General features: G+C 64.8%; 21 protein-coding genes. 12 read left to right on the top strand and 9 right to left on the bottom strand.

All coding sequences use genetic code 11. The features are described from left to right. Positions 1 to 79: 79 nt before the first annotated feature. Entirely contained in the window at positions 80 to 1,594 is a 1,515-nt protein-coding gene (locus tag AB4118_RS24120) for a M81 family metallopeptidase (protein WP_441492114.1), read from the bottom strand. 191 nt (positions 1,595 to 1,785) lie between these two features. Between AB4118_RS24120 and AB4118_RS24115 the strand changes: the two genes are divergently transcribed. From AB4118_RS24115 to AB4118_RS24065, 11 genes are all read left to right on the top strand, one after another. Next, complete coding sequence (locus AB4118_RS24115; protein WP_441492113.1) at positions 1,786 to 3,249, top strand: M81 family metallopeptidase; 1,464 nt, start codon at positions 1,786 to 1,788, stop codon at positions 3,247 to 3,249. Next, positions 3,240 to 4,550 carry an alanine racemase gene (locus AB4118_RS24110; protein ID WP_441492112.1) on the top strand — a complete coding sequence of 437 codons (1,311 nt, stop codon included), beginning with the start codon at positions 3,240 to 3,242 and terminating at the stop codon, positions 4,548 to 4,550. The genes AB4118_RS24115 and AB4118_RS24110 overlap by 10 nt, the downstream gene beginning before the upstream one ends. A 222-nt stretch (positions 4,551 to 4,772) precedes the next feature. Then, positions 4,773 to 6,371 carry an ABC transporter substrate-binding protein gene (locus AB4118_RS24105; RefSeq protein WP_441492111.1) on the top strand — a complete coding sequence of 533 codons (1,599 nt, stop codon included), beginning with the start codon at positions 4,773 to 4,775 and terminating at the stop codon, positions 6,369 to 6,371. 37 nt (positions 6,372 to 6,408) lie between these two features. Continuing rightward, positions 6,409 to 7,350 carry an ABC transporter permease gene (locus AB4118_RS24100; RefSeq protein ID WP_441492110.1) on the top strand — a complete coding sequence of 314 codons (942 nt, stop codon included), beginning with the start codon at positions 6,409 to 6,411 and terminating at the stop codon, positions 7,348 to 7,350. A gap of 5 nt (positions 7,351 to 7,355) precedes the next feature. Continuing rightward, positions 7,356 to 8,225: an ABC transporter permease gene (locus AB4118_RS24095; protein ID WP_441492109.1), complete on the top strand. Its 870-nt coding sequence runs from the start codon at positions 7,356 to 7,358 to the stop codon at positions 8,223 to 8,225. Beyond that, positions 8,222 to 9,040 carry an ABC transporter ATP-binding protein gene (locus AB4118_RS24090; RefSeq protein ID WP_441492108.1) on the top strand — a complete coding sequence of 273 codons (819 nt, stop codon included), beginning with the start codon at positions 8,222 to 8,224 and terminating at the stop codon, positions 9,038 to 9,040. Before AB4118_RS24095 ends, AB4118_RS24090 begins: the two co-directional genes overlap by 4 nt. Further along, positions 9,037 to 10,071: an ABC transporter ATP-binding protein gene (locus AB4118_RS24085; RefSeq protein ID WP_441492107.1), complete on the top strand. Its 1,035-nt coding sequence runs from the start codon at positions 9,037 to 9,039 to the stop codon at positions 10,069 to 10,071. Before AB4118_RS24090 ends, AB4118_RS24085 begins: the two co-directional genes overlap by 4 nt. A 191-nt stretch (positions 10,072 to 10,262) precedes the next feature. Further along, positions 10,263 to 11,771: a M81 family metallopeptidase gene (locus AB4118_RS24080; RefSeq protein ID WP_441492106.1), complete on the top strand. Its 1,509-nt coding sequence runs from the start codon at positions 10,263 to 10,265 to the stop codon at positions 11,769 to 11,771. Positions 11,772 to 11,804: 33 nt separating this feature from the next. After that, a complete protein-coding gene (locus tag AB4118_RS24075; RefSeq protein ID WP_441492105.1) occupies positions 11,805 to 13,346 on the top strand; it encodes an ABC transporter substrate-binding protein in 1,542 nt (513 codons plus the stop codon). A 79-nt stretch (positions 13,347 to 13,425) separates the two neighbouring features. Further along, a complete protein-coding gene (locus AB4118_RS24070) occupies positions 13,426 to 14,295 on the top strand; it encodes an ABC transporter permease (protein WP_441492104.1) in 870 nt (289 codons plus the stop codon). Next, positions 14,292 to 15,239: an ABC transporter permease gene (locus AB4118_RS24065; RefSeq protein WP_441492103.1), complete on the top strand. Its 948-nt coding sequence runs from the start codon at positions 14,292 to 14,294 to the stop codon at positions 15,237 to 15,239. The genes AB4118_RS24070 and AB4118_RS24065 overlap by 4 nt, the downstream gene beginning before the upstream one ends. 65 nt (positions 15,240 to 15,304) lie before the next feature. Here AB4118_RS24065 and AB4118_RS24060 read toward each other — a convergent pair whose 3' ends face one another. Then, complete coding sequence (locus tag AB4118_RS24060; RefSeq protein ID WP_441492102.1) at positions 15,305 to 16,096, bottom strand: IclR family transcriptional regulator; 792 nt, start codon at positions 16,094 to 16,096, stop codon at positions 15,305 to 15,307. Between the two features lie 135 nt (positions 16,097 to 16,231). Between AB4118_RS24060 and AB4118_RS24055 the strand changes: the two genes are divergently transcribed. After that, positions 16,232 to 17,545 carry an aspartate aminotransferase family protein gene (locus AB4118_RS24055; protein ID WP_441492101.1) on the top strand — a complete coding sequence of 438 codons (1,314 nt, stop codon included), beginning with the start codon at positions 16,232 to 16,234 and terminating at the stop codon, positions 17,543 to 17,545. Positions 17,546 to 17,648: 103 nt separating this feature from the next. Here AB4118_RS24055 and AB4118_RS24050 read toward each other — a convergent pair whose 3' ends face one another. The 7 genes from AB4118_RS24050 to AB4118_RS24020 form a co-directional block, all read right to left on the bottom strand. Beyond that, positions 17,649 to 19,388 carry an ABC transporter substrate-binding protein gene (locus AB4118_RS24050; protein ID WP_441492100.1) on the bottom strand — a complete coding sequence of 580 codons (1,740 nt, stop codon included), beginning with the start codon at positions 19,386 to 19,388 and terminating at the stop codon, positions 17,649 to 17,651. 92 nt (positions 19,389 to 19,480) lie between these two features. Beyond that, on the bottom strand, positions 19,481 to 19,777 hold the full coding sequence (locus AB4118_RS24045) for a DUF2160 domain-containing protein (protein ID WP_441492099.1): 297 nt from the start codon (positions 19,775 to 19,777) through the stop codon (positions 19,481 to 19,483). Further along, positions 19,777 to 20,601 (bottom strand): carbohydrate ABC transporter permease, encoded by an 825-nt coding sequence (locus AB4118_RS24040; protein ID WP_441492211.1) that lies wholly within the window; start codon positions 20,599 to 20,601, stop codon positions 19,777 to 19,779. Before AB4118_RS24040 ends, AB4118_RS24045 begins: the two co-directional genes overlap by 1 nt. A gap of 61 nt (positions 20,602 to 20,662) precedes the next feature. After that, entirely contained in the window at positions 20,663 to 21,565 is a 903-nt protein-coding gene (locus tag AB4118_RS24035; protein WP_441492098.1) for a carbohydrate ABC transporter permease, read from the bottom strand. Beyond that, a complete protein-coding gene (locus AB4118_RS24030; RefSeq protein ID WP_441492097.1) occupies positions 21,565 to 22,644 on the bottom strand; it encodes an ABC transporter ATP-binding protein in 1,080 nt (359 codons plus the stop codon). Before AB4118_RS24030 ends, AB4118_RS24035 begins: the two co-directional genes overlap by 1 nt. 10 nt (positions 22,645 to 22,654) lie before the next feature. Beyond that, on the bottom strand, positions 22,655 to 23,755 hold the full coding sequence (locus tag AB4118_RS24025) for an ABC transporter ATP-binding protein (RefSeq protein ID WP_441492096.1): 1,101 nt from the start codon (positions 23,753 to 23,755) through the stop codon (positions 22,655 to 22,657). Between the two features lie 25 nt (positions 23,756 to 23,780). Then, positions 23,781 to 24,122, bottom strand: a complete 342-nt coding sequence (locus AB4118_RS24020) for a hypothetical protein (protein ID WP_441492095.1) — start codon at positions 24,120 to 24,122, stop codon at positions 23,781 to 23,783. Between the last annotated feature and the right edge of the window lie 162 nt (positions 24,123 to 24,284).

Below are 24,284 nucleotides of genomic sequence, written 5' to 3'. Positions count from 1 at the left end.
ATTGGTGATACACCCGGATGAGCTCACCGGCAGCACCCGCGCAATTGAGCGCGCATCGGCTTCCGGCGTCGGGGGCCGCTCAACGGTCGTCCGGCGCGTCATCCGGATGGATTGGGAAGACTGGCCGGCGGAGCTGCGTGTAGGGCAGCGAAGCGATCTTGCTGGTGCAGGGGCCGGGTGTTGCAACCGTGTAGCTGCCCTTGGCGATCTTGTCGTAGGCACGCCGATGCGCGACGGCCGCTTTGACGCCGATCGCCTTCAGGGTCTCCGGGTGGATGCCCTGCGAGCGGAACTGCCCAAGGTCGAAGGGCGGCGTCTTGCGGGTGGTCAGCAGCACGCTGATCCCGCGTCCAGTAGTCACCACGGCAGAGGGCCCCATGCTGAAATGGGCGCCCTGCGAGGCAGCGAGATGGCTGTTCAGATCCTCCAGCGCAAAGTCACCATCGCTTGAACTGACGAACCGGGCCTCGATCTCGAGCGGGCCTTCGGCGATGGCGCTCCCCTTGCCGCCGACCGAGATCCAGCGGACATCGCCCGGCCTGGCATCAGCGAGCGCAGCAACCGCCGCGGCGTCGGCAATGGCAACGGCACAGTTCTCAACCTGATGGCGTAGGAACGCGCGGAGCACGGATGTTCCGTCGCCKGGCGCGCCGCCACCGATATTGTCCGCCGGCTCGACGACGATAAAGGGGCCGCCCGGGAGACGCAGCAGCTCCGCGACGGCGCCGTCGAGATCCCACTCGCTCGGCAGGCCGAAGGCGCGCAGGGTCGCGGCCGTTTCAGTGAGACGTGCCAGGGCTTCGCGCGCCTCAGCTTCCGCTCCCGTGGTCACCACGCAGAATGCGACGCCGGCCTCGGGAACATCGGAGAATGAATAGCCGCCGACGACGTTGACAGCCCAGATCGCGGGATTGTCGCTTTCGATCGCCCGAGCCATGGCCTCGAGCTCGCGCATCGGCCGATCGGCCGTTCCGGTTCCTGTCGGTGGCCACATGACGGGGGCGTTGCACGAATACATGCGCGGAAGGCTGTTCTCGTTCAGGGCCCGTGCGAGCAGCTGCGCTGCGCGCTTGGCCGATTCCCGCGCATCGGTGTGCGGGTTCTCGCGATAGGCGACGAGGCCATTGGCGTGGGCAGCCATGGCCGCGGTGAAATTCGCGTGGAGGTCGAAGACACCGAAGACCGGCAGGTTTTCGCAGCCGGGCACCGCACGGATATGGGCGAGCAAAGCACCCTCCGGGTCGAGACATGCCGACGTCACCATGGCACCGTGCAGGGCGAGCCAGATGCCGTCGAGGCCGCCATCCGCGAGTGCTGCCCTGAGCCCCGCGTCGAACTCGTCCCGGAAGCGGTCGAAGACAGCCTGTTCGACGGTGCCCGAGGGCAGGGCCGTGTAGTCGATCGTCGGTACGACCTGCCACCCCTCGGCTTCGGCCACCTCCAGGAATCCATCGAGGGTGGAACCGTCTCCGCGTCGCTGCAACACCTCGCCGCCGCGTCGGATCGTGAAGTCGGCGAGGGCCGTAATCTCGTCGATGAAGCTGTGCGTCTCGTGAAACAGCGCGGCGAGCAGGATGCGGCGGGGGCGTGCCATGCTGGGGAAACCAATCTCGACAGGAAGCGGCGTGGCGCCATTTCGGACGCGGGAGCGTTCCGGATCAAGGCGCCATTATTCCGTCAGGAGAAACCGCTTTGCTTTGACAGGGGGAAGCGACCTCCCGTTAGATCCTGGTGGGGGAGCGGGACGGTGCGGTTGCGTCGTGTCGCCGAGCGGGGGCTATCTGCATGCGCGTCTTCGTTGCATCGCTGGCGACTGAAACCAACACCTTCGCTCCGCTCTTCGTCGATCGCAGCGCCTTTGAGGCGGCCTTCTACTGTCCGCCCGGTACGCACCCGGAAACGCCGACGCTGTGCTCGGCACCGGTGGTCGCCGCCCGCCGCCGCGCTGCCAGCGAGGGCTACACCCTGATCGAGGGCACGGCGACATGGGCCGAACCTGCAGGGCTCGTCTCGCGCGAGGGCTATGAAAGCCTGCGGGATGAAATTCTTAGCCAGCTTCGTGATGCGCTGCCCGTCGATATCGTGCTGCTGGGGCTGCATGGCGCAATGGTTGCGCGCGACTATGACGATTGCGAGGGCGACCTGATGGCGCGCGCCCGCGCGCTTGCCGGCCCCGATTGCGTCATCGGGGCCGAGCTCGACATGCATTGCCATCTCACCACTGAGATGGTCGGTGCCGCCGATATCATCGTGGCCTTCAAGGAGTTTCCGCATACCGACTTTCTCGATCGGGCGGAGGATCTTCTCGAGCTCTGTCTGCGGACAGCGCGCGCGCAGGTGAAACCCGTCAGCGCCGTCTTCGACTGCCGCGGAATTGCGAGCTTCATGACAAGCCGTGAGCCAGGCCGCAGTTTCGTCGACCGTATCAAGGCGATGGAGGGCCGGGAGGGTATCCTGAGTATCTCGGTCGCGCACGGCTTCCAGGCGGCGGACGTGGCGGATGTCGGCACGAAGGTGCTCGTCATCGCCGATCGCGATGCGGACAAGGCGGCGGCGCTCGCCAAGACGCTTGGGCTGGAAATCCTGCGCTGGGGTCCCAGCGGTGCGGCACCGAAGCACTACAAGCCTGATGAGGGTATCGAGGCGGCGCTGGCACTGGCGCAGGATGGCCGTCCCGTCATCCTCGCCGATCGCTGGGACAATCCCGGCGGCGGCGTCGCCGGCGATTCCTCGGTGATGGTCGAGGCGCTGCTCAGACGGCCGGAGGTGCCGGCCGCGATCGGGGCGCTCTGGGACCCCGTCGCCGTGAGCCTGTGCCGCGCCGCCGGGGTTGGAGCCGAGATTTCCCTGCGCTTCGCTGGCAAGGCTGCGCCGTCGTCGGGCCGGCCGATCGATGCCACGGTGCTGGTGACAGGCACGACGCCCGAGCTCGTGGTGCCCTTTGCGCAGAGCTGGGTTTCGCTCGGGCCGGCTGCGGCGATCCGCATTGGCGCTCTCGATATCGTCCTCGCATCGACCCGCGCCCAGACCTTCAGCCCTCCGGTCTTCACCAATCTCGGCATTGATCTGGCGGCAAAGCGGGTCGTGGTCGTCAAATCCTCGAACCATTTCCATGCGGCCTTTGCGCCGATCGCGGCCAGCGTTCTCTATCTCGACAGCGGCGGCCCATACCCACCGGACGCCAGCAAGATCGCCTACACCAAGATCCGCCGCCCGTTCTCACCGCTGGACCCGAACCCATGGCTCTGATCGCCCCCGGTGGCGCGCTGCCGCGTCTGTCACTCGCCGATATCGACGATCAACGCCTCGATGGGCTGAGCAAGGGGCTGCCGCCAGGCATATCGGGCCTGCGACTGGGCGATATCGGGACGCAAGGCTGGAATGTTCTGGCCGGCGACTTGCCGCTCCCGATTGCGGTGATCCGCGAGAGCGTGCTGAGGCGAAACAGCGTCTGGATGAGCGCGTTCACCGCAGAGAACGGTCTGGTGATCGCGCCCCATGGCAAGACGACCATGGCGCCGCAGCTCTTCGACCTGCAGATCGCCGACGGCGCCTGGGCCATTACCGTGGCGACGATCCAGCAGCTTCAGGTGTGCCGCCAATTCGGTGTCAGACGCGTGATCCTCGCCAATCAGCCTGTCGGACGCCAGGAGATCGCCGCCTGCCTCGATGCCGTGATGGATGAGGGCTTTGCGTTGTATTGCCTGGCCGACAGCGTCGAAGGTGTCGCATTGCTGGCGGAGGCCGCCCGGCGCGCGCCGCCGCCATCGGGCAATCCGCTGCGCATCCTCGTCGAGATCGGTTTCATGGGCGGCCGAACGGGTGCGCGCAGCCGGGCCGAGGCGATGGCGATCGCCCGTGCCATCAGTGGGGCGGCTGGGCTGCAACTTGCCGGGTTCGAGTGTTTCGAAGGGTTACATAGTGTCACCGCAGGTGCAGACCGCCTCCTCGACGACATGATCGACGTGGCGTTGGCCGCCGAAGCGGAGGGTTTGCTCGGCCCCGATCCCATGGTGCTGAGTGCCGGCGGAACCGCCCTTTTCGATCGCGTCGGAGAAAAGCTGAACGCGGCGTCCTTTGCGCGATCCATCGTGAAGGTCCTGCGCTCGGGTTGTTACCTGACGCACGATTCAACAGCCTATGCCAGTGCATTCCGGCGCATCGTCATGGAAACAAGCCTGACCCTGCCGGCGGGCGGACTCGAGCCGGCGCTTGAGGTCTGGGCCTATGTCCAATCGCGGCCCGAGCGCGGTCGTAGCCTGCTCACCGTCGGCAAGCGCGACATCAGCTACGACGCAGGCATGCCCGTTCCCCTGCGCTGGTTCCGGCAGGGCATGAGCAATCCCGAGCCGATGCCGGCAGGGCACACGGTTCTCGCACTCAACGACCAGCACTGCCATCTCGGTACGCCGGAGGACAGCCCGCTCCAGGTTGGAGACATGGTCGGCTTCGGCATCGGTCATCCCTGCACGACCTTCGACAAATGGGCTCTGCTGATGCTGGTCGACGACGATTACGGCGTGCGCGGGGTCGTCAGAACGTTCTTCTGAGAGGCCCTACTTGGAAACCGTGTTTCTTGTTGCGAAACTAGGAATCCTTGACGCGAATTCTGGCGACTCCTAGCCTCCGTCGGAGAGAGGGATGATCTGCGGGCGGGAATCGGCGAGGGCGACAGGCGTCTCGCTTCATGCGGCGGGTGCTGATGGGAGATCAGCGTCTTGCAGGCTTCAGGCCGAGATCATGCCCTGTGATCATATGTGGAAGGATCGTTCGTGAAGCCTCCGTCATTCCCGATGATCGCCCCCGAGCCGGAGATGGCAGAGGAGCTATCGCGCCGCAGCCTGCTGCGGCTTGTGCTCGCCAGCAGTGCGATGGCGCTTTCGCCCGCGATCATGGTCGGCGATGCTGCGGCCGAGACGCCGGTTTCCGGTGGAACACTGACGATCGGCGCCGATGCCGACCCGATCGGGCTGGATCCGGTCACGCTTACGGCGTTCTCCTCCTATGATTTCACCAGCCTGATCTATACGGGGCTGCTGCGCTGGTCCGCGCAGATGAAGATCGAGCCCGACCTCGCGCTGAGCTACGAGCAGCCCGATCCCAAGACCTATGTCTTCCGGCTGCGGCAGGGCGTGAAATTCCACAATGGCCAGGATTTCACGGCCAATGATGTGAAGCATACCTTCGATCGCATCCTGAGCCCGGCTTCCGGCAGCCGCCTGCGGGCGTTCTATTCCAGCGTCGATGCGGTTACGGTCATCGACCCCTACACTGTCAAATTCCAGCTGAACGCGACCGATGCGGCCTTCCTGAGCAATCTGGCGACCAGCCCCAATGGTGCGATCGTCCCGGCCGGGGTCGAGAACCTCAACACCCAGCCCGTCGGAACCGGCCCCTTCGTGTTCGAGGCCTATCAGCCGAACCTGCAATTCTCGCTGACCGCGCACGCGGGCTATTATGAGAAGGGGCAGCCGCATCTCTCCAGGGTGGTGTTCAAGTTCTACAAGGACCAGGCCACGCTGACCTCGGCGCTGCGGTCGCGCGCGATCGACATGACCTGGCTGAAGGACCCGAAAGTCGCGGCTGCGATTGCGCGCACCTCGCCCAACCTCGTGTCCGCTCCCGGTCAGACCTCGCGGACCTTTCCGGTCTGGCTGAACATGAAGGCCAAGCCCCTGAACGATGTCAGGGTGCGCCGCGCGCTTAGTCTCGCGACCGATCGCAAGGCCTGCCTCGACACGATCCTGGGCGGTTCGGGCAAGATCGGCGCGATGATCCCGGAAAGCCAGGTCGGCGGCTATGATGGCACCGGGGAACTGCCCTACTACAAGCATGATCCGGCAGCGGCGAAGGCTCTGCTGGCCGAGGCCGGTTATCCCGAGGGCATCGATCTCGGCAATTACATCATCGTCGCAGCCAACCCGCTCGACGTCGCCTGTGCGCAGATCCTGCAGCAGCAATGGCAGGTGGCAGGAATCACGGTCAAACTGACGCCGATGGAGACGGCCCCGCTCTTGACCATGTGGAACACCGGTACGTGGCCGACGCTGCTCTCGGTCGCCCTGTCCTGGACGCCGGACTCGGACGCCACCCTTCAATACATCAAGTCGGACAGCGCTACCGGCAAGGGCACCGGATCGAACGATGCCGAACTCGACAGAATGATCCTGGAAGCCCGCGCCGAACTCGACCTCGGCCTGCGTGCGGCCAAGAACATGGCGATCCAGCGCCATATCGCCGACCAAGCCTACATCATCCAAGTCTACCAGTACCCGCTCCGCTGGGAGATCTGGTGGAACTACGTCAAGGATTACGTCCCGATCGCTGCGAATATCCGCTCCTTCGTGCGCACGGCATGGCTGAAAAAATAACTCCCCCGTTCGCTTTCGGCACATTGGGCGCCGGCCGATGACGCGCTTTGTCTTTGGCCGCCTCGCCTGGATGCTGGTCATCCTGCTGGCGGTCTCCTTCATTGCCTTCGCGATGATGCGGGCTTTGCCAGGCGATTTTGCCATTGCCGCAGCGGGCTCACAGAGCGTCGCACCGGAGGTTCTGGCGACGATCCGGCAGGAACTCGGGCTCGATCGGCCGCTGCTGGCGCAGTACGGGGTCTGGCTCGGGCATGCCCTCCTCGGTGATCTCGGCACGTCCTTCGTGACGCGCCAGCCGGTTCGGCCGGAATTGCTCGATCGGCTTGCGGTGACCTTCCAGCTGACGCTGGTTGCCGCGATCATCTCGATGCTGATGGGGGTAGCGACCGGGCTGGCAGCGGCGCGGATGCGTGGCGCGATCGACTGGATCGTGCGGCTCTACAATGGCGTTATGCTGGCCGTGCCGAATTATGTGGTCGCGACGCTGATCGTGCTGCTCTTCGGCCTCTATTTCCCGCAGATCTCGATCTTCGGCTACACGCCGTTTCTCGAGGATCCGCTCGCCAATATCGGTAGCCTGCTGTTGCCGGCGCTCGCCCTGGCGCTGGCGGTCTCGGTCACGATTTCCGAGAACACCCGCGCTGCCGTCCTCGAGGTGGCCAACCAGGATTTCGTCATGGTCGCTCGCGCGAAAGGGCTGCCTCCGGGCAGGATCCTCCGCGACTACCTCGTCCGCAACGCCTTGACGCCGGTCATCACCGCAACCGGTCTCAAGATCGCAGCCCTGCTTGGCGGCAGCATCCTGGTCGAGACCATCTTCGCCATTCCCGGAATGGGCCAATATCTCTTCGATTCCATCAATAGCCGCGACTATCCGGTGATCCAGGCCATCGTCCTGACGGCATCGGCCATCGTGGTCGTGGTCAATACGATGATCGACATCGCCTATGCCCGGGTCGACGCGCGGGTGAAGCTGTGAGGGCCGTGTCGCAGGAGGGAGTTCAGGAGCAGGCCCTTGGCGCGCGCGCGGTCAAGCCAGTGCGGATCACGCAAGGCGGCCTGCTGCTGGGGATCGGGCTGGCAATGCTGGCCACGATGTTGATCGTCACGATCTTCGCGCCCTTCCTCGTGCCGTTCGATCCGTCCGCGACCTCGCCCGACTCCCTTGCCGGAGCCAGCGCGCGCCACTGGCTCGGCACGGACTCGATCGGTCGCGACGTCCTCAGCCGGCTGATCGTCGGTGGCCGCACGACCCTGCTGATCACGATCACGGCCGTCTTCATCGCCCTCGTCGGAGGTCTCGTCCTCGGGTTGCTCTCCGGCTATCTGGGCGGCCTGGTCGATGACGTGATCATGCGCGTCCTGGATGTGGTTTTCGCCTTCCCGGTGCTCCTTCTCGCGATTGCGGTCGTTGCGGCGCTTGGACCGACCATTCCCAATCTGATCCTCACCATCGCCATCGTGTACACGCCGGCAATGGCCAGAGTGGTGCGCGCGCCCGTGCTCAGCGTGAAGCAATGGGACCATGTCGAAGCGGCGCGCAGCATCGGCATGAGCGAATTGCGGCTGGTTCTCCGCCATATCCTGCCGCTCGTCGTCTCGCCGATCCTTGTCGCGACCAGCCTGACCCTGTCTCAGACGATCTTCACGGTCACGGCCCTGTCCTTCCTCGGGCTCGGGCCGCCGCCGCCGGACCCGAACTGGGGTGGCATGCTGTCCGAAGCGCGGCAATTCATGGAGCTGGCACCGCTGACCGTGATCGGCCCCGCCGCCGCGATCGTGTTCGCGACGCTGACCTTTATCGTCCTGGCCAATGGGCTGCGCGACGTGCTCGATGTCGGGAGCGTGCGATGACCCGCACCGACCCGCTCCTCAGCGTCCGCAACCTGACCGCCAGCGTCACGACGCGCCGGGAGGTCATCCAGGCCGTACGCGGCATCTCCTTCGATATCGCTGCCGATGAAGCGGTCGGTTTCGTCGGCGAATCCGGCTGCGGCAAGAGCGTCACGGCCAAGGCGCTGATGCGGCTCACTCCCGAAGGCACCTCTGTCGCGCTTGGCGGCGAGGTCAGCTTCATGGGGCAGGACATCCTGGCGAAGAGCGAAGTCGATATGCGGGCTTTGCGCGGGCGGCGCATCGCCATGGTCTTCCAGGATCCGATGACGTCGCTCAATCCGGTCCTGAGCATCGCCGCGCAAATGACCGACATGCTGCGCCACCACACCGGGCTGTCCGGCAAGGCGGCACGCGAACGCTGCATCGAACTGCTCGATCAGGTCGGGATACCTGATGCGGCGCGGCGCCTGGACGATCATCCGCACCAGTTCTCAGGCGGGATGCGCCAGCGCGTCATGATCGCGATGGCCATCTCCTGCGAGCCGGACCTGCTGATCGCCGATGAGCCGACGACGGCGCTCGACGTCACCGTGCAAGCGCAGATCCTGCGCTTGCTCCTGCGGCTGAAGGAGGAGCGCGGCATGGCGTTGATGCTGATCACCCATGATTTCGGCGTCGTGGCCGGCATGGTCGACCGGGTCAATGTGATGTACCGCGGCGAGATCGTCGAAGCCGGAGCGATCGAGAGGGTCTTCGCCGCGCCGCAGCACGCCTATACGCGCGCCCTGCTCGATGCCGTGCCGCGTCTCCAGAGCACCGGGCCGACGCGATGACCGCTCATGATCCCGCCGCACTCGCCGAGGCGCTGCCGCGGCCACTGCTTCAGGTCCGCGATCTGTCGGTGCGCTTTCCCGGCAGGGGCGACGGCAAGGCGCTGAAGGCGGTCGATCGTGTCTCCTTCGATATCGGACCCGGCCAGACGCTCGGGCTCGTCGGCCAGTCCGGGTCGGGCAAGACCACGACCGGCCGGGCGATCCTGCAGCTGCAGAAGACATATTCGGGCTCGGTGAAACTGCTCGGCGAGGAATTGACTACGATGCCGGCCGCACGATTGCGGCAGATGCGGCGCCATATGCAGTTCGTGCTGCAGAATCCGTATTCGAGCTTGCACCCGCGCATGACGATCGGACAGATCCTGCGCGAGCCGCTCCAGGTGCATCGCTCGGTGCCTCCTGCCCGGCTGCAGGACCGTGTCGCTGAGCTTCTGGACCTGGTCAGCCTCGACCCGGGCATGATGCAGCGCTACCCGCACGAATTTTCCGGCGGGCAGCGCCAGCGCGTCGTCATCGCCCGGGCACTGGCGGTCAGCCCGGATTTCATCGTCTGCGACGAGCCGGTCTCGGCGCTCGACGTCCGCACCCAGGCGCAGATCGTGGACCTGTTGCAGTCGCTTCAGGTGAAGCTCGGCCTGTCCTATCTGTTCATCGCGCATGATCTCGCGATCGTTCGCGAAGTCGCCCATCGCGTAGCGGTCATGTATCGCGGCCGGGTCGTCGAAATGGGCAGCGCGGCTCAAGTCTATGACAGCCCCGCCCATCCCTATACGCGCGTATTGCTGGATGCGGTGCCGGTGCCCGATCCCGTCCGCCAGCGCGAACGGCTCCGGCGGCCGCCGCCGGATCTGCGCTTTCTCGAAGGCGATGGCGGCGGCTGTGTCCACGGCGACGATCACGCGAGCAGCAACACTGCGGAGTGGCACGAAGTCGCGGCAGGTCACGGCGTCTCGTGCCGCTATTGGCCGCTCCGAGAAGCGCTGTCTCGTGAGCCAGGCGAGGTCGGGAATACAGGTTTGCCGGTCCTGTGAAGATCGGAGCGGTTTCTTCTTGCGAAACAGGGAATCCTTGACCCGAAATAGCGCCGTCAGTACGGTTTTCCCATGTTTTCGCGCGTTGCGGCAGGTTCAACCGGCGTGAGCGCTCAATAACGAGGTGTGCGACCCATTGAGATCGCCTTGCCGTTGCGGCTGGCGAACCGTCGTTTTCCGGGAGGAATTCTGTGCGCCTGGCCTTGATTCACATTGTGCAGGAAACGAACGACTTCAATCCTGTACCGACCACGCTCGCGGATTTCGAGGCATTCGGCTTGTATGAGGGGGCCGAGATCGCGCGTCAGTTCGGCGAGATCGGGCAGATCGGCGGTCACTATGCAGCGGTGGCTGAATCCGGCCTTGCGGTCGAGACGATCCCGATCATCAGGGCCTGGAGCGTCGCCGGCGGCCGGATCACGCGCGCGGCGTTCGACTTCTTCCAGGACAAGATCCGGACCGGGCTCGCGGCTGTCGGCCCGATCGACGGACTCGTCCTGCAACTCCACGGCGCCGCTGCTGCCGAGGATATCGACGATGTCGAAGGCGAGCAGGCCGAGCTCTGCCGTTCGATCCTCGGATCCGAGGTCCCGATCCTGCTTGGCCTCGATCACCACGCCAACATCACCCGCAAGATCATGGCCAATTGCACGGCGATCGTCGGGCATCGTACGCAGCCGCATGACGTCTTCGATACCGGCAAGATCGGGACGGCTCTGTTGCTCAAGATTCTCGCGGAGAAGCGGCGGCCGGTGATGGCCTGGCGCAAGATTCCGCTGCTGTCGCATCAAGAGCAGTTCCTGACGTCGAAGGGGCCGATGAAGCGCTGGTTCGATCGGGCCCGCGAGCTGGAGGCCGATGAGCGCGTGCTGCAGGCATCGAACTATCCGATGCAGCCCTGGCTCGATGTCGCCGAGGGCGGCTGGTCGACGATCGTCGTCACGGATGGCGACCCGTCCCTGGCCGAGACTCTGGCGGATGAGCTCGCCGACCTCGCCTGGTCGATGCGCGATGATTTCCAGATCCGCGAGGCGGTCTCGGTCGACGAGGCCGTGCGCAAGGCCGACGCTGCCGAGCGCGGCATGGTCGTGCTCAGCGACACCGGCGATACCGTCTTCGGTGGCTCCGCCGGCGACAGCAACCTGATCCTGGAATCGATCCTCAGGCTCGGCATCGGCAGCCGCGCGCTGATCCCGCTGATTTCGCCGCAGGCCGTCGCGACGCTGGTCGCGGCCGGCGAGGGGGCACGGGTGACGCTGCCGCTGGGCGGCGATGCGGCGCCGGCCTTCTTTACGCCGCTCGAGGTCAGCGGCACGGTCCGGCGCATCGGGGGTGGGCCCGTGCCGCTGATCTACAACCACCAGAACGAGGTCGATATGGGCCGGGTCGTCGTTTTCGACGTTGGGCCCGTGACGCTCCTGATCAGCGAGTTGCGCGGTGTCGCTGGCAATGTGCCGGGCGTCTACGAAGCCTTCGGCGTCGATCTCGCGGACTACAAGATGGCTGTCCTCAAGACGGCGTCGAATTTCCAGTATTTCGCGCCAATCTCCTCGCAGGTCATTCGTGCCGACACGCGCGGGCCCGGGCAGTCGGACGTCTTCACCTTGCCCTGGGCGCGGATTCCGCGCCCCGTCTATCCACTTGAAACAATAAGCGACTGGCGGGCGCATTCGACCCAGCCAGGAGCGGGGACGAGCTGACACGAAGACCAACCAAAAAGGGGAGTGTGCCGGATGACCACCGTATCGCGACGTCAATTCTGCATGGGGGGCATCGCCCTGGCTGCAGCGGCTCCCCTGACGATGTCACTCCCAGCCATCGCTCAGCAACTGAAGGGCGGCCCCTTGCGTGTCGCCGTGCTGAGCGAACTCGCCAATTACGATCCGCAGCAGCTCTCGACCGTCAATTTCCATGTCATCAAGAACCTCTATGACAGCCTGATCGAGTATACGCCCGAGGGGAAGCCGGAGCCGAGCCTAGCGACTGAGTGGACGATCGCGCCCGACAAGTCCTCGGTCAGCGTGAAGCTGCGCGACGGCGTGACCTTTCACAGCGGCACGCCGTTCAAGGCCGATTCCGTGCTGGCGACGCTGCAAAAGGGAGCCGATCCCAAGCGCGGCAAGAACGTCTTTTCCACCATGTCGATCGTCAAGGACTGGTCGGCGCCCGACGACCGAACCGTGGTGATCAATTTCAAGGCCCCGGTTCCGGAACGGCAGATCCTAGACCTGCTGCAGTTCCTGATCCCGATCGAGGCCAAGGGCATCGATACGGTCGAGACGGTTCCCGCCGGCACCGGCCCCTTCACCCTGGTGAGCCGCGCAGTCGGGCAGGGCTTGCGCCTCAAGGCCAATCCGAACTACTGGCGCGAGAAGCAGCCGATCGTGCAGGACCTCGTCTTCACGGTCTTCAGCGAGGATGCGGCGGCGAGCGCGGCGCTCGAGTCGGGCGCCGTCGACATCATCTATAACGGCTCCTCGCGCAGCGCCGCGCGCCTCAAGAGCGCCGGCTATCAGGTCTTTTCCGGGCCCGGAAAGCTCGTGCAGGTCTTCCGCATCAACTCGACGCGTGGCCCGTTCCGCAACAAATCCTACCGCCAGGCCTTCAATCACCTGATGGATCGTGCCGGCATCCTGCGCGTCGGCTATGCCGGCATGGGCGAGATCGTCGCGCAGCCCTGGGCGCCGGCAAGCCCCGCCTTCGACGCCAGCTACGCGAAGGCCTACGCCTACGATCTCGACAAGGCGAAAGCCTTGCTCGCAGCCTCCGGTCTCTCGGCGGCCGAGATGAAAGACTGGAAGATGCTGGTCAATGGCAGCGACGAGGCCTCGGTCCAGATCAGCCAGATCGTACAGGCTTCGCTGGGCAAGGCCGGAATTCCGATCGAGCTCGATATCCGCCAGGGTGCCGAATTCGTCACTGCTTTGCTGGGCGGCGATTTCGCCGCGGTCTTCGGCGCGGTCGGCAATGTCCAGAAGTTCCCCTCGCGCGTGACGACGAACTCGATCTATCGGACCTCCCAGAATCCGATCCTCAAGGACCCGCACCCGCATCCGGCCTATGTCGCGGCGATTGCCAAGGTCGATGGCGCCTCGGGCGGAGCAGCCGAGGTCAAGGCATCCTATGACAACCTGAACAAGGTGCTGGTGGACGAGGCCTTCGCGATACCGACCAACTCCTACGAGGTCGGTCTGATCGTCGCTTCCGACAAGGTTGGCGGCGTGACGCTCGAGATCGACAACCTCTTCGTCGCGCGGACGATCGGGTTCAAGTAATGCGGAGCGGCGAGGCGGGACGTCATCGCCCGGCCGCAACCGCGGCGTCACGCAGCCCTCGGATGCGTGGCGCCATGCGATGAGCGCGGCGTTGGGATCGACCCTGCACGTGCTGCGCCGGCTTTCCGCCCGTCGTGGCACGTCGTTGAGTTTCGCCTTCCTGCTGCTGGTGGCGCTGGCGGCGGTGTTTGCCGATCTGCTCCCGCTGGACCCGCTGACGCAGAACCTGGCGGACTGGCTGATGCCGCCATCGGCTTCCGCCTGGTTTGGCACCGACGAGCTTGGGCGCGATATCCTGGCGCGCGTGGTCTATGGCGCGCGGACGTCGCTCGTCACCGCCTTCGGTGCCGTGGTTATCGCCGCGCTGATCGGGGTGCCGGTCGGGCTCGTCGCCGGCTTTTTCGGGGATTGGCGCGATTCTGTGCTGATGCGCTGCATCGATGTCTTGCTGGCGCTGCCGAACATCCTGTTCGCCATGGCGCTGATCGCCGTCCTCGGTCGCAGTCAGGCGGCGGCCCTGGTCGCTGTCGGCATTGCGGGGATACCGAATTTCGCTCGGATCGCGCGGGCGCAGGTCATGGCCTTGCGCCAGCTCGATTTCGTCACGGCGGTGCGCAGCTTCGGCGGCGGCTCGTCCTACATCATGTTCCGCACCATCCTGCCCAACGCGCTGAGCCCGCTCGTCGTGCAGGCGATCGTGCTCGCCTCGGTCGCGATCCTGCTGGAGGCGGCACTCGCCTTTCTCGGAGTCGGCGTGCCGCCGCCGACGCCGAGCTGGGGTGAAATGCTGCGAACGGGGAAATCCTATCTGCACGAGGCGCCGAGCTACGCGGTGCTGCCCGGTCTCGTGCTGACTTTGACGATCCTCTCTTTCGATACGATTGGCCGCGCCCTGACCGCCCTGCTCGACAGGCATGAACCCGGTATTCCGGAGCGCAGGGGCCGATGACGGGCTATTTGTTGCGCCGCCTTTTGCAGATGCTGCCGGTGCTCTTTCTCGCGTCCTTCGCCATATTCGCGATGATCTACGCGGTGCCGGGCGGCCCCGTGGCGGTGCTCGTTGGTGAGAACGCCTCGCCGGAGGAGATCGCGGCCACGATCGCGCGCTATGGCCTCGATCGGCCGATGCTGGTCCAGTATCTCGACTGGCTCGGCCACGCCGTGCGCGGCGATTTCGGCCTTTCGCTGCATAGCCGCCAGCCGGTTCTCGGGTTGATCGGGGAGAGGCTGCCGGCGACGCTGCAACTGGCGGTCGCTGCGATCCTGGTGGCGTTGGCCGTCGGCATACCCGTCGCAATTGCCAGCGCCGTGCGCCCCAATTCCTGGCTCGACCGCCTGCTGAGCGGGTGGAGCGCGCTGGCGCTGGGTGTTCCGACCTTCTGGCTCGGCATCCTGCTGATCCTGCTCTTCGCCGTCGAGCTCCGCTGGCTGCCGTCCGCCTCGCGCTACGTGCCGTTCTGGGAGGCGCCGGTGGATGCGTTACGCAGTCTCATGCTGCCGGCGCTGACACTGGGCATCTATGTCTCCGGCATCTTCGCGAGGTTCCTGCGCGCGTCGCTGATCGGCGAAGCGAAGCAGGATTATGTCCGCACGGCGCGGGCCAAAGGTTTGCCGGAAAGCCGCGTCGTCGGCCTCCACATCATGCGCAACGCGCTGCTGCCCTTCGTCACGATCGTCGGCTTGATGATGGCGAATTTCATCGGTGGTGCCGTGGTGACGGAAGCGGTCTTCACCTATCCGGGGCTCGGACGTCTGGTCATCCAGGCGATCAGCACCCGCGACTACCCGCTGATCCAGGGCTGCATCATGGTGATCCTGGTCGGCTATATGCTGGTCAACCTGATCATCGACCTGCTCTATGCGTGGATCGATCCACGCATCGAATATCATTGACACCGCTCCGCAGCGCGAGGTCCCGCACGGGCCTGCGTGTGCAGGGCTCGCGCCGGCCATGCCTGTCAGGCGGAAACGATGGGGTCCTGCGAGCCGAGATGGCTCGAGATATGCGCGGCGACCTCGCGCAGCCGCATTCCCGCCTTCGCGGCGAGTGGCCGCGGCATTCGCATCAACGGCGCCGAGATACTGAGGGCCGCCACCGGGTAATGATTGTCGTCGAAGATCGGCACGCCGACGCACATCGCCCCGTCTTCGTTCTCGCCGATTTCCGTTGCGTAACCGAGCTTTGCGACCTGTCGAAGCTGGCGCTCGATCTCTTCGCGCTCGAGCAGCGTGCGTCCGGTTCGCTCGGTCAAGGGCAGGTCGAGCTGGCGCAGCTTTTCCGCTTCGGGGAGAAAGGCCAGGATCGCCTTGCCCAGCGCGGTGGAATGCATCGGATGGCTGTCACCGATCCGCGCCTGCATGCGCAGCGAGCGGTTGGCCTCGATGAGGTCGATATAGACGATCGTGCCGTTGCCCTTCACCGCGAGATTCACGGTTTCATTGAACTCGTTCATCAGTTCGACCATCGCCGGGCGTGCGAGCTGCCGGATCTTGCTGAAGCTCGCATCGGCACGCGCGATCGAGCGCAGCAGCGGCCCGAGATTGTATTTGTCGGTCTCGCGGTTGTGGCTGACGAAGCCGGCTTCCGTCAGCGTTTGCAGGTAGCGGAAGGTCGTCGTCTTCGGAATCCGCAGCTCACGTCCGACGGTCGTGAGCGCGATCTCGTGACCATGGCGCGCGACGAATTCCAGCACCTTGAGCGCCTTCATCACGGGCTGCACGACGTAAGGGTTGCCCGATTTCTTCGGCATGGTCGCCCCGCATCCTCGCTGTCGCGAGACTTCGCATAGCGGGTCCCTCTGAATTCCGCAAGACGAAACCCGTGTTCCTTTACATGGGATGGGGGCTCTGGTCTGCTTAAAATACCGGCAGTGGAGAACAGGCACGTGCGAGCGAACGGAAGCGGACCAGCAGCAACACTGCGTTTTGAGGAATCGGCGCGGCAGATCGCTGCGAATGCGCGCTACATCGCTGGCGGCGTGAACAGCAACTTCAGGTTAGGCATGGCGCCGGGCCCGCTCGTCTTCGAGCGGGGCGAGGGCGCCTATCTCATCGATGTCGATGGCAACCGCATCATTGATTATTACTGTGGGATGGGGGCAACGGTGCTCGGCCACACCCCGGCTCGCGTCATCGAGGCGGTGCAGCGTCAGGCGGAGTGCGGTATCCTGTTTGCCGGCCAGGCACCGATCGAGCACGAGGCGGCGAAGCTGATCTGCGAGCGCGTTCCCAGTGCCGAGCGGCTTCGCTTCGGTTCCTCGGGCTCCGAGGTGGCGCAGGCCGCGATCCGCCTGGCCCGTGCGGCGACGGGGCGGCGCACCATCGTCAAGTTCGAAGGGCATTATCACGGCTGGTTCGACAACGTCCTGTGGTCAACGGCGCCGGGCCTCAATGCGGCTGGTCCGAGCGACGCGCCCACGCCCGTCGCCGGGAGCCGGGGGCAGGACCCCAGCGCGGGTGACGGTCTGTCGATCCTCGGCTGGAATGACCTCGCTGCTCTCGAGGCCCGCCTTGCCCGCGGCGACGTCGCGGCGGTGATGATGGAACCGGCCATGTGCAACCAGGGTGCCATCGCACCGCTGCCAGGCTATCTGCAGGGCGCGCTCGCCGCCTGCCGCGCTCATGGCGCTCTGCTGATCTTCGATGAGGTGATCACCGGCTTCCGCCTTGGCCGCGGTGGTGCCCAGGAGCGCTTCGGCGTCACGCCGGACCTGACGATCCTGGCGAAGGCGATTGCCAACGGCTTTCCCGTCGCAGCGATAGCGGGGCGGGGCGAGTTGATCGATATGTTCGCGGATGGTGTGCTCCATGGCGGCACCTTCAATGCGCAGCCGATCGCGATGGCGGCGATGGTCGCGACGCAGCAGGGGCTGACGCCGGAGCATTACGAGCGCAGCTCGGCTCACGGCCAGCGCCTTCAGGACGGTATCCGTGAGATCCTGGCTCAGGCGGGCATCAAGGCGCAGGTCGCGGGCTTTCCGCTGATGTTCCACATTGCCTTCGGGCTCGACGCGCCGGCACGCAACTACCGGGAGGTCGCGGCCTCCGACAAGGCGGCCTATAGCCGTTTCGCGCTCGCGCTGTTGAAGCGCGGCGTTCGCGTGCTGGAGCGTGGTGCCTGGTTCGTCTCGTCGGAGCACGATGCGGCAATCGTCGAGGCCACATTGGAAGCAGTGCGCGGCGCCGTGCGCGAGATCTGACAGGTCCGATCAGCGTCCGACATTCAGATCGACTTCGACCTTGCTTCATTCGGAGCGGGCGGTCGGTTCGCACCGGCCGCCCGCTTCCCCGCAAACTGCCGCCTCAATTCTTCTTGGGCGGGGTCGCCGGCCAGGACTTGATCAGCGTGTCGTAATCGATCGTCTCGCCTTTCGGCTTCTCATTGGCGAGCTTGGGCTGGGGCGCGATGTTACCGTCGGCCTTGGATTTGGCGAACCAGGCTTCCGCGGTCTGTTTCGGGTTCAATTTCGGCCCGCAATCGCCTTGCACAGCGGAGCGTTCCAGCCGTTCGAGGACCGAGTCCTGCGCTGCTGCCAGTGCATCCATCGCAGCCTGCGCAGTCTTGGCGCCAGAGGAGGCATCGCCGATATTCTGCCACCAGAGCTGGGCGAGGCGTGGATAGTCCGGCACATTATTGCCGGTCGGCGTCCACTGTACGCGCGCCGGTGAACGGTAGAACTCGATCAGCCCGCCGAGTTTCGGCGCCCGTTCGGTAAAGCTCTTGTCCCAGATATCGCTCTCGCGAATGAAGGTGAGTCCGACATGGCTCTTCTTCAGGCTGACCGACTTGGAGATGATGAACTGCAGGTAGAGCCAGGCGGCCTTGCGCTTCTCGATCGGCGTCGAATTGAGCAGCGTCGCAGAGCCGGCATCCTGGTAGCCGAGCTTCATGCCCTCCTTCCAGTAGGACCCTTTGGGTGATGGAGCCATGCGCCATTTCGGCGTGCCGTCGGCATTCACCACCGGCAATCCGGGCTTGACCATGTCGGCTGTGAAGGCCGTGTACCAGAAGATTTGCTGGGCGATATTGCCCTGCGCCGGCACCGGCCCGGACTCGGAGAAGGTCATACCACGCGCCTGCGGTGGCGCGTATTTGTTGAGCCAGTCGACATATTTCTGCACGGCATAGACGGAGGCAGGCCCATTGGTATCGCCGCCGCGCTCGACGGAGGAGCCGACCGGCCGGCAGCCCTCCATGCGGATGCCCCATTCATCGACCGGCAGGCCGTTCGGGATGCCCTTGTCGCCATTGCCGGCCATCGAAAGCCAGGCATCAGTGAAGCGCCAGCCGAGCGAGGGGTCCTTCTTGCCGTAATCCATATGGCCATAGACGCGGGCGCCGTCGATCTCCTTGACATCGGTGGTGAAGAACTCCGCGATGTCCTCATAGGCCGACCAGTTCACCGGCACGCCGAGCTCGTAGCCGTATTTGGCCTTGAACTTCTCCTTCAGATCGGGGCGGGTGAACCAATCGTAGCGGAACCAGTAAAGGTTCGCGAATTGCTGGTCCGGGAGTTGGTAGAGCTTGCCGTCGGGCGCGGTACCGAAGGACTTGCCGATGAAGTCGTCGACATCGAGCAGCGGATTGGTGACGTCCTTGCCCGGCCCTGCCATCCAGTCGGTCAGGTTCACCGTCTGCTTGTAGCGGAAATGGGTGCCGATCAGGTCTGAATCATTGATCCAGCCGTCATAGACATTGCGGCCGGACTGCATCTGCGTCTGAAGCTTCTCGACCACGTCGCCTTCCTGGATCAGGTCGTGCTTGAGCTTGATGCCGGTGATTTCGCTGAAGGCGCGCGCCAGGGTCCTCGCCTCGTATTCATGCGTCGTAATGGTCTCGGAGACGACGTTCACCTCCATCCCCGCGAATGGTTTCGCCGCATTGACGAACCATTCCATCTCCTTCAGCTGTTCGTCCTTGGACAAGGTCGAGGGCTGGAATTCGCTGTCGATCCAGCGTCGTGCTGCATCCATGTCTGCGAAGGCGGGGACGGCGCCGAGCACGAGGCTGAGCGCGGTGGCGGCTAGCATCTGCTTTCTCATCGTTTCCTCCACTGGATGGTTGTTATCGTTCGGGCGTTGGCGGCCTCTTGTTGCGAAGGCGGCTTTTTGTCGTCGGTCAGCCTCCGGGGTGGTCAGACGAAGCGGAAAACCGCTGCGGCATAGACAAAGGAGAGCAGCGAGGCCCACCACAGCTCGGCTCCGCTGAGTCCAAGCCAGGCAAGGTGGATGAAGGCCGCGCCGAGCAGGCTCAGAAACAGCCGGTCGCCGCGCGTCGTCGGGATCCCAAGCACGCCGATTCTCTCGATCTCCGGCCGCCAGATCGCGAGAGCGGTCATCGTCAGCAACAGCGCGAAGATCGCGGCGAAGAACAGGCCAGTTTGCGGGGTCCAGGCCATCCAGGCCAGGTCGATCGTGTCAAAGCCGGGCATCACACCCTCCCCAGGGCGAAGCCCTTGGCGATGTAGTTGCGGACAAACCAGATCACGAGCGCTCCGGGGATCAGCGTCAGCACGCCCGCAGCTGCGAGCAGCCCCCAGTCCATGCCGGCTGCCGAAACCGTGCGCGTCATGGTGGCGGCGATGGGCTTGGCGTTGACGGTGGTCAGGGTGCGGGCCAGCAGAAGCTCGACCCAGGAGAACATGAAGCAGAAGAAGGCGGTGACCCCGATGCCATTGGCGATGATCGGCGCGAAGATCTTCACGAAGAAGCGCGGGAAGGAGTAGCCGTCGAGATAGGCGGTTTCGTCGATCTCGCGTGGCACGCCCGACATGAAGCCTTCGAGGATCCAGACCGCGAGCGGCACGTTGAACAGACAATGCGCCAGCGCCACGGCAAGCGGCGTATCGAACAGACCGATCGCGGAATAGAGGTTGAAGAAGGGCAGGGCGAAGATCGCCGGCGGCGCCATCCGGTTCGACAACAGCCAGAAGAACAGGTGCTTGTCGCCGAGGAATCGGTAGCGCGAGAAGGCATAGGCCGCCGGCAGCGCCAAGGTGATCGAGATCACCGTATTCATGGCCACATATGTCAGCGAGTTGATATAGCCGGAGTACCAGGATGGGTCGGTGAAGATCGTCCGGTAGTTCTCGAATGTGATCTCGCGTGGCCAGAGTGTCATGCCGGAATTGATCTCGGCATTGGTCTTCAGGCTCATGACGACCAGCCAATAGATCGGCAGCAGCAGGAAGACGAGATAGAGGCCGAGCGTCACCGCGCCGCCATTGAAGCGAAAGGCCGAGCGCGCCTTCGGCATCGCCTGGGCCGCGGGAAGGGAGGAGGCGGAGGTGAGACTGTCCGTCGTCATCGGCCGCACCTCACGCATCCGCCGGCGGGCGCCGGCGCTCGACGTCGAGATTGGTCATCACCGTGTAGAAGACCCAGCACACGGCGAGGATGATCAGGTTGTAGACGATCGACATCGCTGCGGCCTTGCCCAGATCGAACTGTCCGAGCGCCAGCTTCACCAGCTCGATCGAGAGGAAGGTGGTCGAGTTGCCAGGTCCGCCGCCGGTGACGACGAAGGGCTCGGTATAGATCATGAACGAGTCCATGAAGCGCAGCAGCACGGCGATGATCAGCACGCGCCGCATCTTCGGCAGTTGGATGTAGCGGAACACCGCCCAGCGGCTGGCCCCGTCGATCCGCGCCGCCTGATAATAGGCGTCGGGTATCGATTTCAGCCCGGCATAGCAGAGCAACGCCACCAAAGAGGTCCAGTGCCAGACATCCATCGCGATGATAGTGATCCAGGCGGCCAGCGGGTCGGCGACATAGTTGTAGTCGATGCCGAGCCGGTTGATCGTGTAGCCGAGCAGCCCGATATCGCCACGCGCAAAGACCTGCCAGATCGTGCCGACGACGTTCCAGGGCACCAGAAGCGGCATCGCCATCAGGACCAGCGTCGCCGCCACCTTCCAGCCTTCGCGCGGCATGGCGAGCGCGACTGCTATGCCGAGCGGCACCTCGATCGCGAGGATGATCGCGGAGAAGGCGAGATTGCGCCCCAGCGAGTCGCGCACCCGTCCACCGAGATCGCTCGAGGGGTCGAGCAATTCCTTGAACCAGCCGGTTCCATTCCAGAAGAACTGGTTGTTGCCGAACGTGTCCTGCACCGAATAATTCACCACCGTCATCAGCGGGATCACGGCCGAAAAGGCGACGATGGCGAGAACCGGCAGGACCAGCAGCCAGGCGCGATTGTCATGGGGCTTGTCCATCAGGCCCTCCCGTCCAGGCGTTCGCCATCGGCATAGACATGGACATGGCGGGGCTGAAGTATGAGCCCGGCGGTCTTGCCGATGTCGCTCAGCGCATCCGGCACGCCGGCCGCGAAGGGGTGTCCGCCTAGGCGCAGGCGCGCCAGCCTTGTGCGACCGAGATCGTCGATGCGCTCGACCGTTACGGGCAGTCCTTCGTCGGCGCGCGCAAGACTGGCAAATTCCGGCCTGATGCCGATCTCGATGCGCTTGCCGGCAGGGATGTCGTAGCTGCGGTCGAGCCCGATCGCCGCGCCGTCGACATGGGCCCGGTTGCCGTCGATAGTGGCTGGCAGCACGTTCATGCCCGGCGAGCCAATGAAGTAGCCGACGAATGTATGCGCCGGCTTCTCGAAGAGCTCGTCCGGCCGCCCGGCCTGCACCACCCGTCCGTCATGCATGACCACGACCGTATCGGCGAAGGTCAGAGCCTCTGTCTGATCATGCGTCACGTAGATCATGGTGACGTCGAGCGCCCGGTGCAGCGCCTTGAGCTTCGAGCGCAGCTCCCATTTCAGCTGCGGATCGATGACTGTCAGGGGCTCGTCGAACAGGATCGCTGCGACATCCGGCCGGACCAGACCACGACCGAGCGAAATCTTCTGCTTGGCATCGGCGGTGAGCCCGCGCGCCTTGCGGCCGAGATCGCCGCTCAACTCCAGGAGGGCGGCTATCTCGCGCACGCGGGCATCGACCGCGTTGCCCGCCATGCCACGGTTGCGAAGCGGGAAGGCGAGGTTCTCATACACGCTCATCGTGTCGTAGACGACCGGGAACTGAAAGACCTGGGCGATGTTACGCCGCTCGGTCGGCAAGCCGGTGACGTCGCGCCCGTCGAACAGCACCTCGCCATGCGAGGGGGTCAGCAGGCCGGAGATGATGTTAAGCAAGGTGGTCTTGCCGCAGCCCGAGGGGCCGAGCAGCGCATAGGCGCCGCCCTGGCGCCATGTCAGGTTCATCGGTTTCACGGCGAAATCGGCCGGTGCCGTGGCGTCCCGCTTGTAGGAATGGGCGAGATCGGAGAGTTCGATGCGCGCCATCGCTCTGACCTCATGCCGCGGAGAGAAAGGCGGGGGCGTGGGCGAGCCGGCCATCGGGAACGAAGACGAAGACGCAGGCCGGATCGATATAGACTGTGACGACTGCACCCGGTTCGAGCTCCTGAACTCCGGGGACGAGCGCCACCCAGCGCGAACCCGCTACCTCGACATGGACGAAACTCTCGGAGCCCGTGATCTCGGCCACGGTGACAGTGCCATCGAACACAAGGCTGGGACTATCCGGTCGGTGCAGTGTTAGTTGATGCGCACGGAAACCGAGCTGATATTCCCCGTCCGTCAGCCCTGCGAGCGCTCCGGTCGCCCGGGCAGCTGCGCCGCCTGGCAGGAGGATGTCCCCGGCACGCTTCGTGACCGGCAGCAGATTGAGTGGCGGGTCGGAGAAGATGCGCGCCGTGGTCAGATCCAGCGGGCGGCGATAGACCTCCGCGCTGCGGCCATGCTGGGTCACCCGCCCCTGCCAGAGCGTTACAGTAAAATCGCCAAGCAGCAGGGCTTCCTCAGGCTCCGTGGTGGCATAGACCACCGTCGCCTTGGAGCCACGAACGATCTTCGGCAGCTCCTCGCGCAATTCCTCGCGCAGCTTGTAGTCGAGATTGGCGAGCGGCTCGTCGAGCAGCACGAGATCGGCGCCCTTGATCAGCGCGCGCGCCATGGCCGTGCGCTGCTGCTGGCCGCCTGAAAGGTTGAGTGGCATCCGCTCCAGAAAGGACTCAAGCTGCATCATCCGCGCCATTGCGCGAACCTTGCTCTCGATCTCCGTCCTAGGCAGGCCCCTTACCCTGAGTGGCGAAGCGATGTTCTCGAAGACGGTGAGGTTCGGGTAGTTGATGAACTGCTGGTAGACCATGGCGACCGAGCGCTTTCGCACCGCCAGACCGGTGACGTCGGTTTCGCTCGTACCGTCATCAACGAGGATGCGCCCCGAACTTGGCCGGTCGAGCCCCGCCATCAACCGCATCAGGGAGGTCTTGCCGGAGAGGGTCGCGCCCAGCAGCACGGTCATCGTGCCGGGCTTCAGGCGCAGGCTCGTCTCGTGGATATAGGTTTCCGCCCCAACCTCGCAACGCACCCTGTCGAGAACAAGACCCACTTCAGCCTCCTTCAAGCCGCCTGGATCACGGCGGGGTAATGACGTCGTGCGTGAAAGCGTTGAGCGTTGGCTGCAGCCTCTCAGCCGGCCGCTGACTTGGGCAGGCATCGCGTGCGCAGGCATAGCGCAGCGGCTCTTGAGTTCTGGAGAACATACCGGCACGCGCGTTGAGTTCAGTGCCGGGATACCGGCGCGGATTCACTCTGCCCTCGACACCAGCCAGCATCTCAAGAGCCTTCGTGCCATAGGCGCGCCCGGCCGGATGACGGTCGCGCACCGGTGGAGAATAGCGCTGAACAGTCTCGCCCACGAGGGCTTCGGCGCCTTCGTCGGAAGCATCCTGGCAGAAATTTGGAGATTGGGCCAAGGGGCTGCTCCTTGTGGATGCTCCAGAGTCGCTCCCTCCAGTGACGGCCGGCAAATCTGAACGAGTCAGACTGTGAAGGGGGCTCTGGCCCTGCTGCGGCTGGGGTCCGATCCGACGCTCCCGCTGGGATGGCTGGGTAGCGGACACGCGATGTGTCAAATA

This window comes from Allobosea sp. 2RAB26 (genome assembly GCF_052115465.1).
Taxonomy (GTDB): Bacteria; Pseudomonadota; Alphaproteobacteria; order Rhizobiales; family Beijerinckiaceae; genus Allobosea.
The sequence above is the reverse complement of the archived record's forward strand: the minus strand, read 5'-3'. Positions and strand labels throughout refer to the sequence as shown.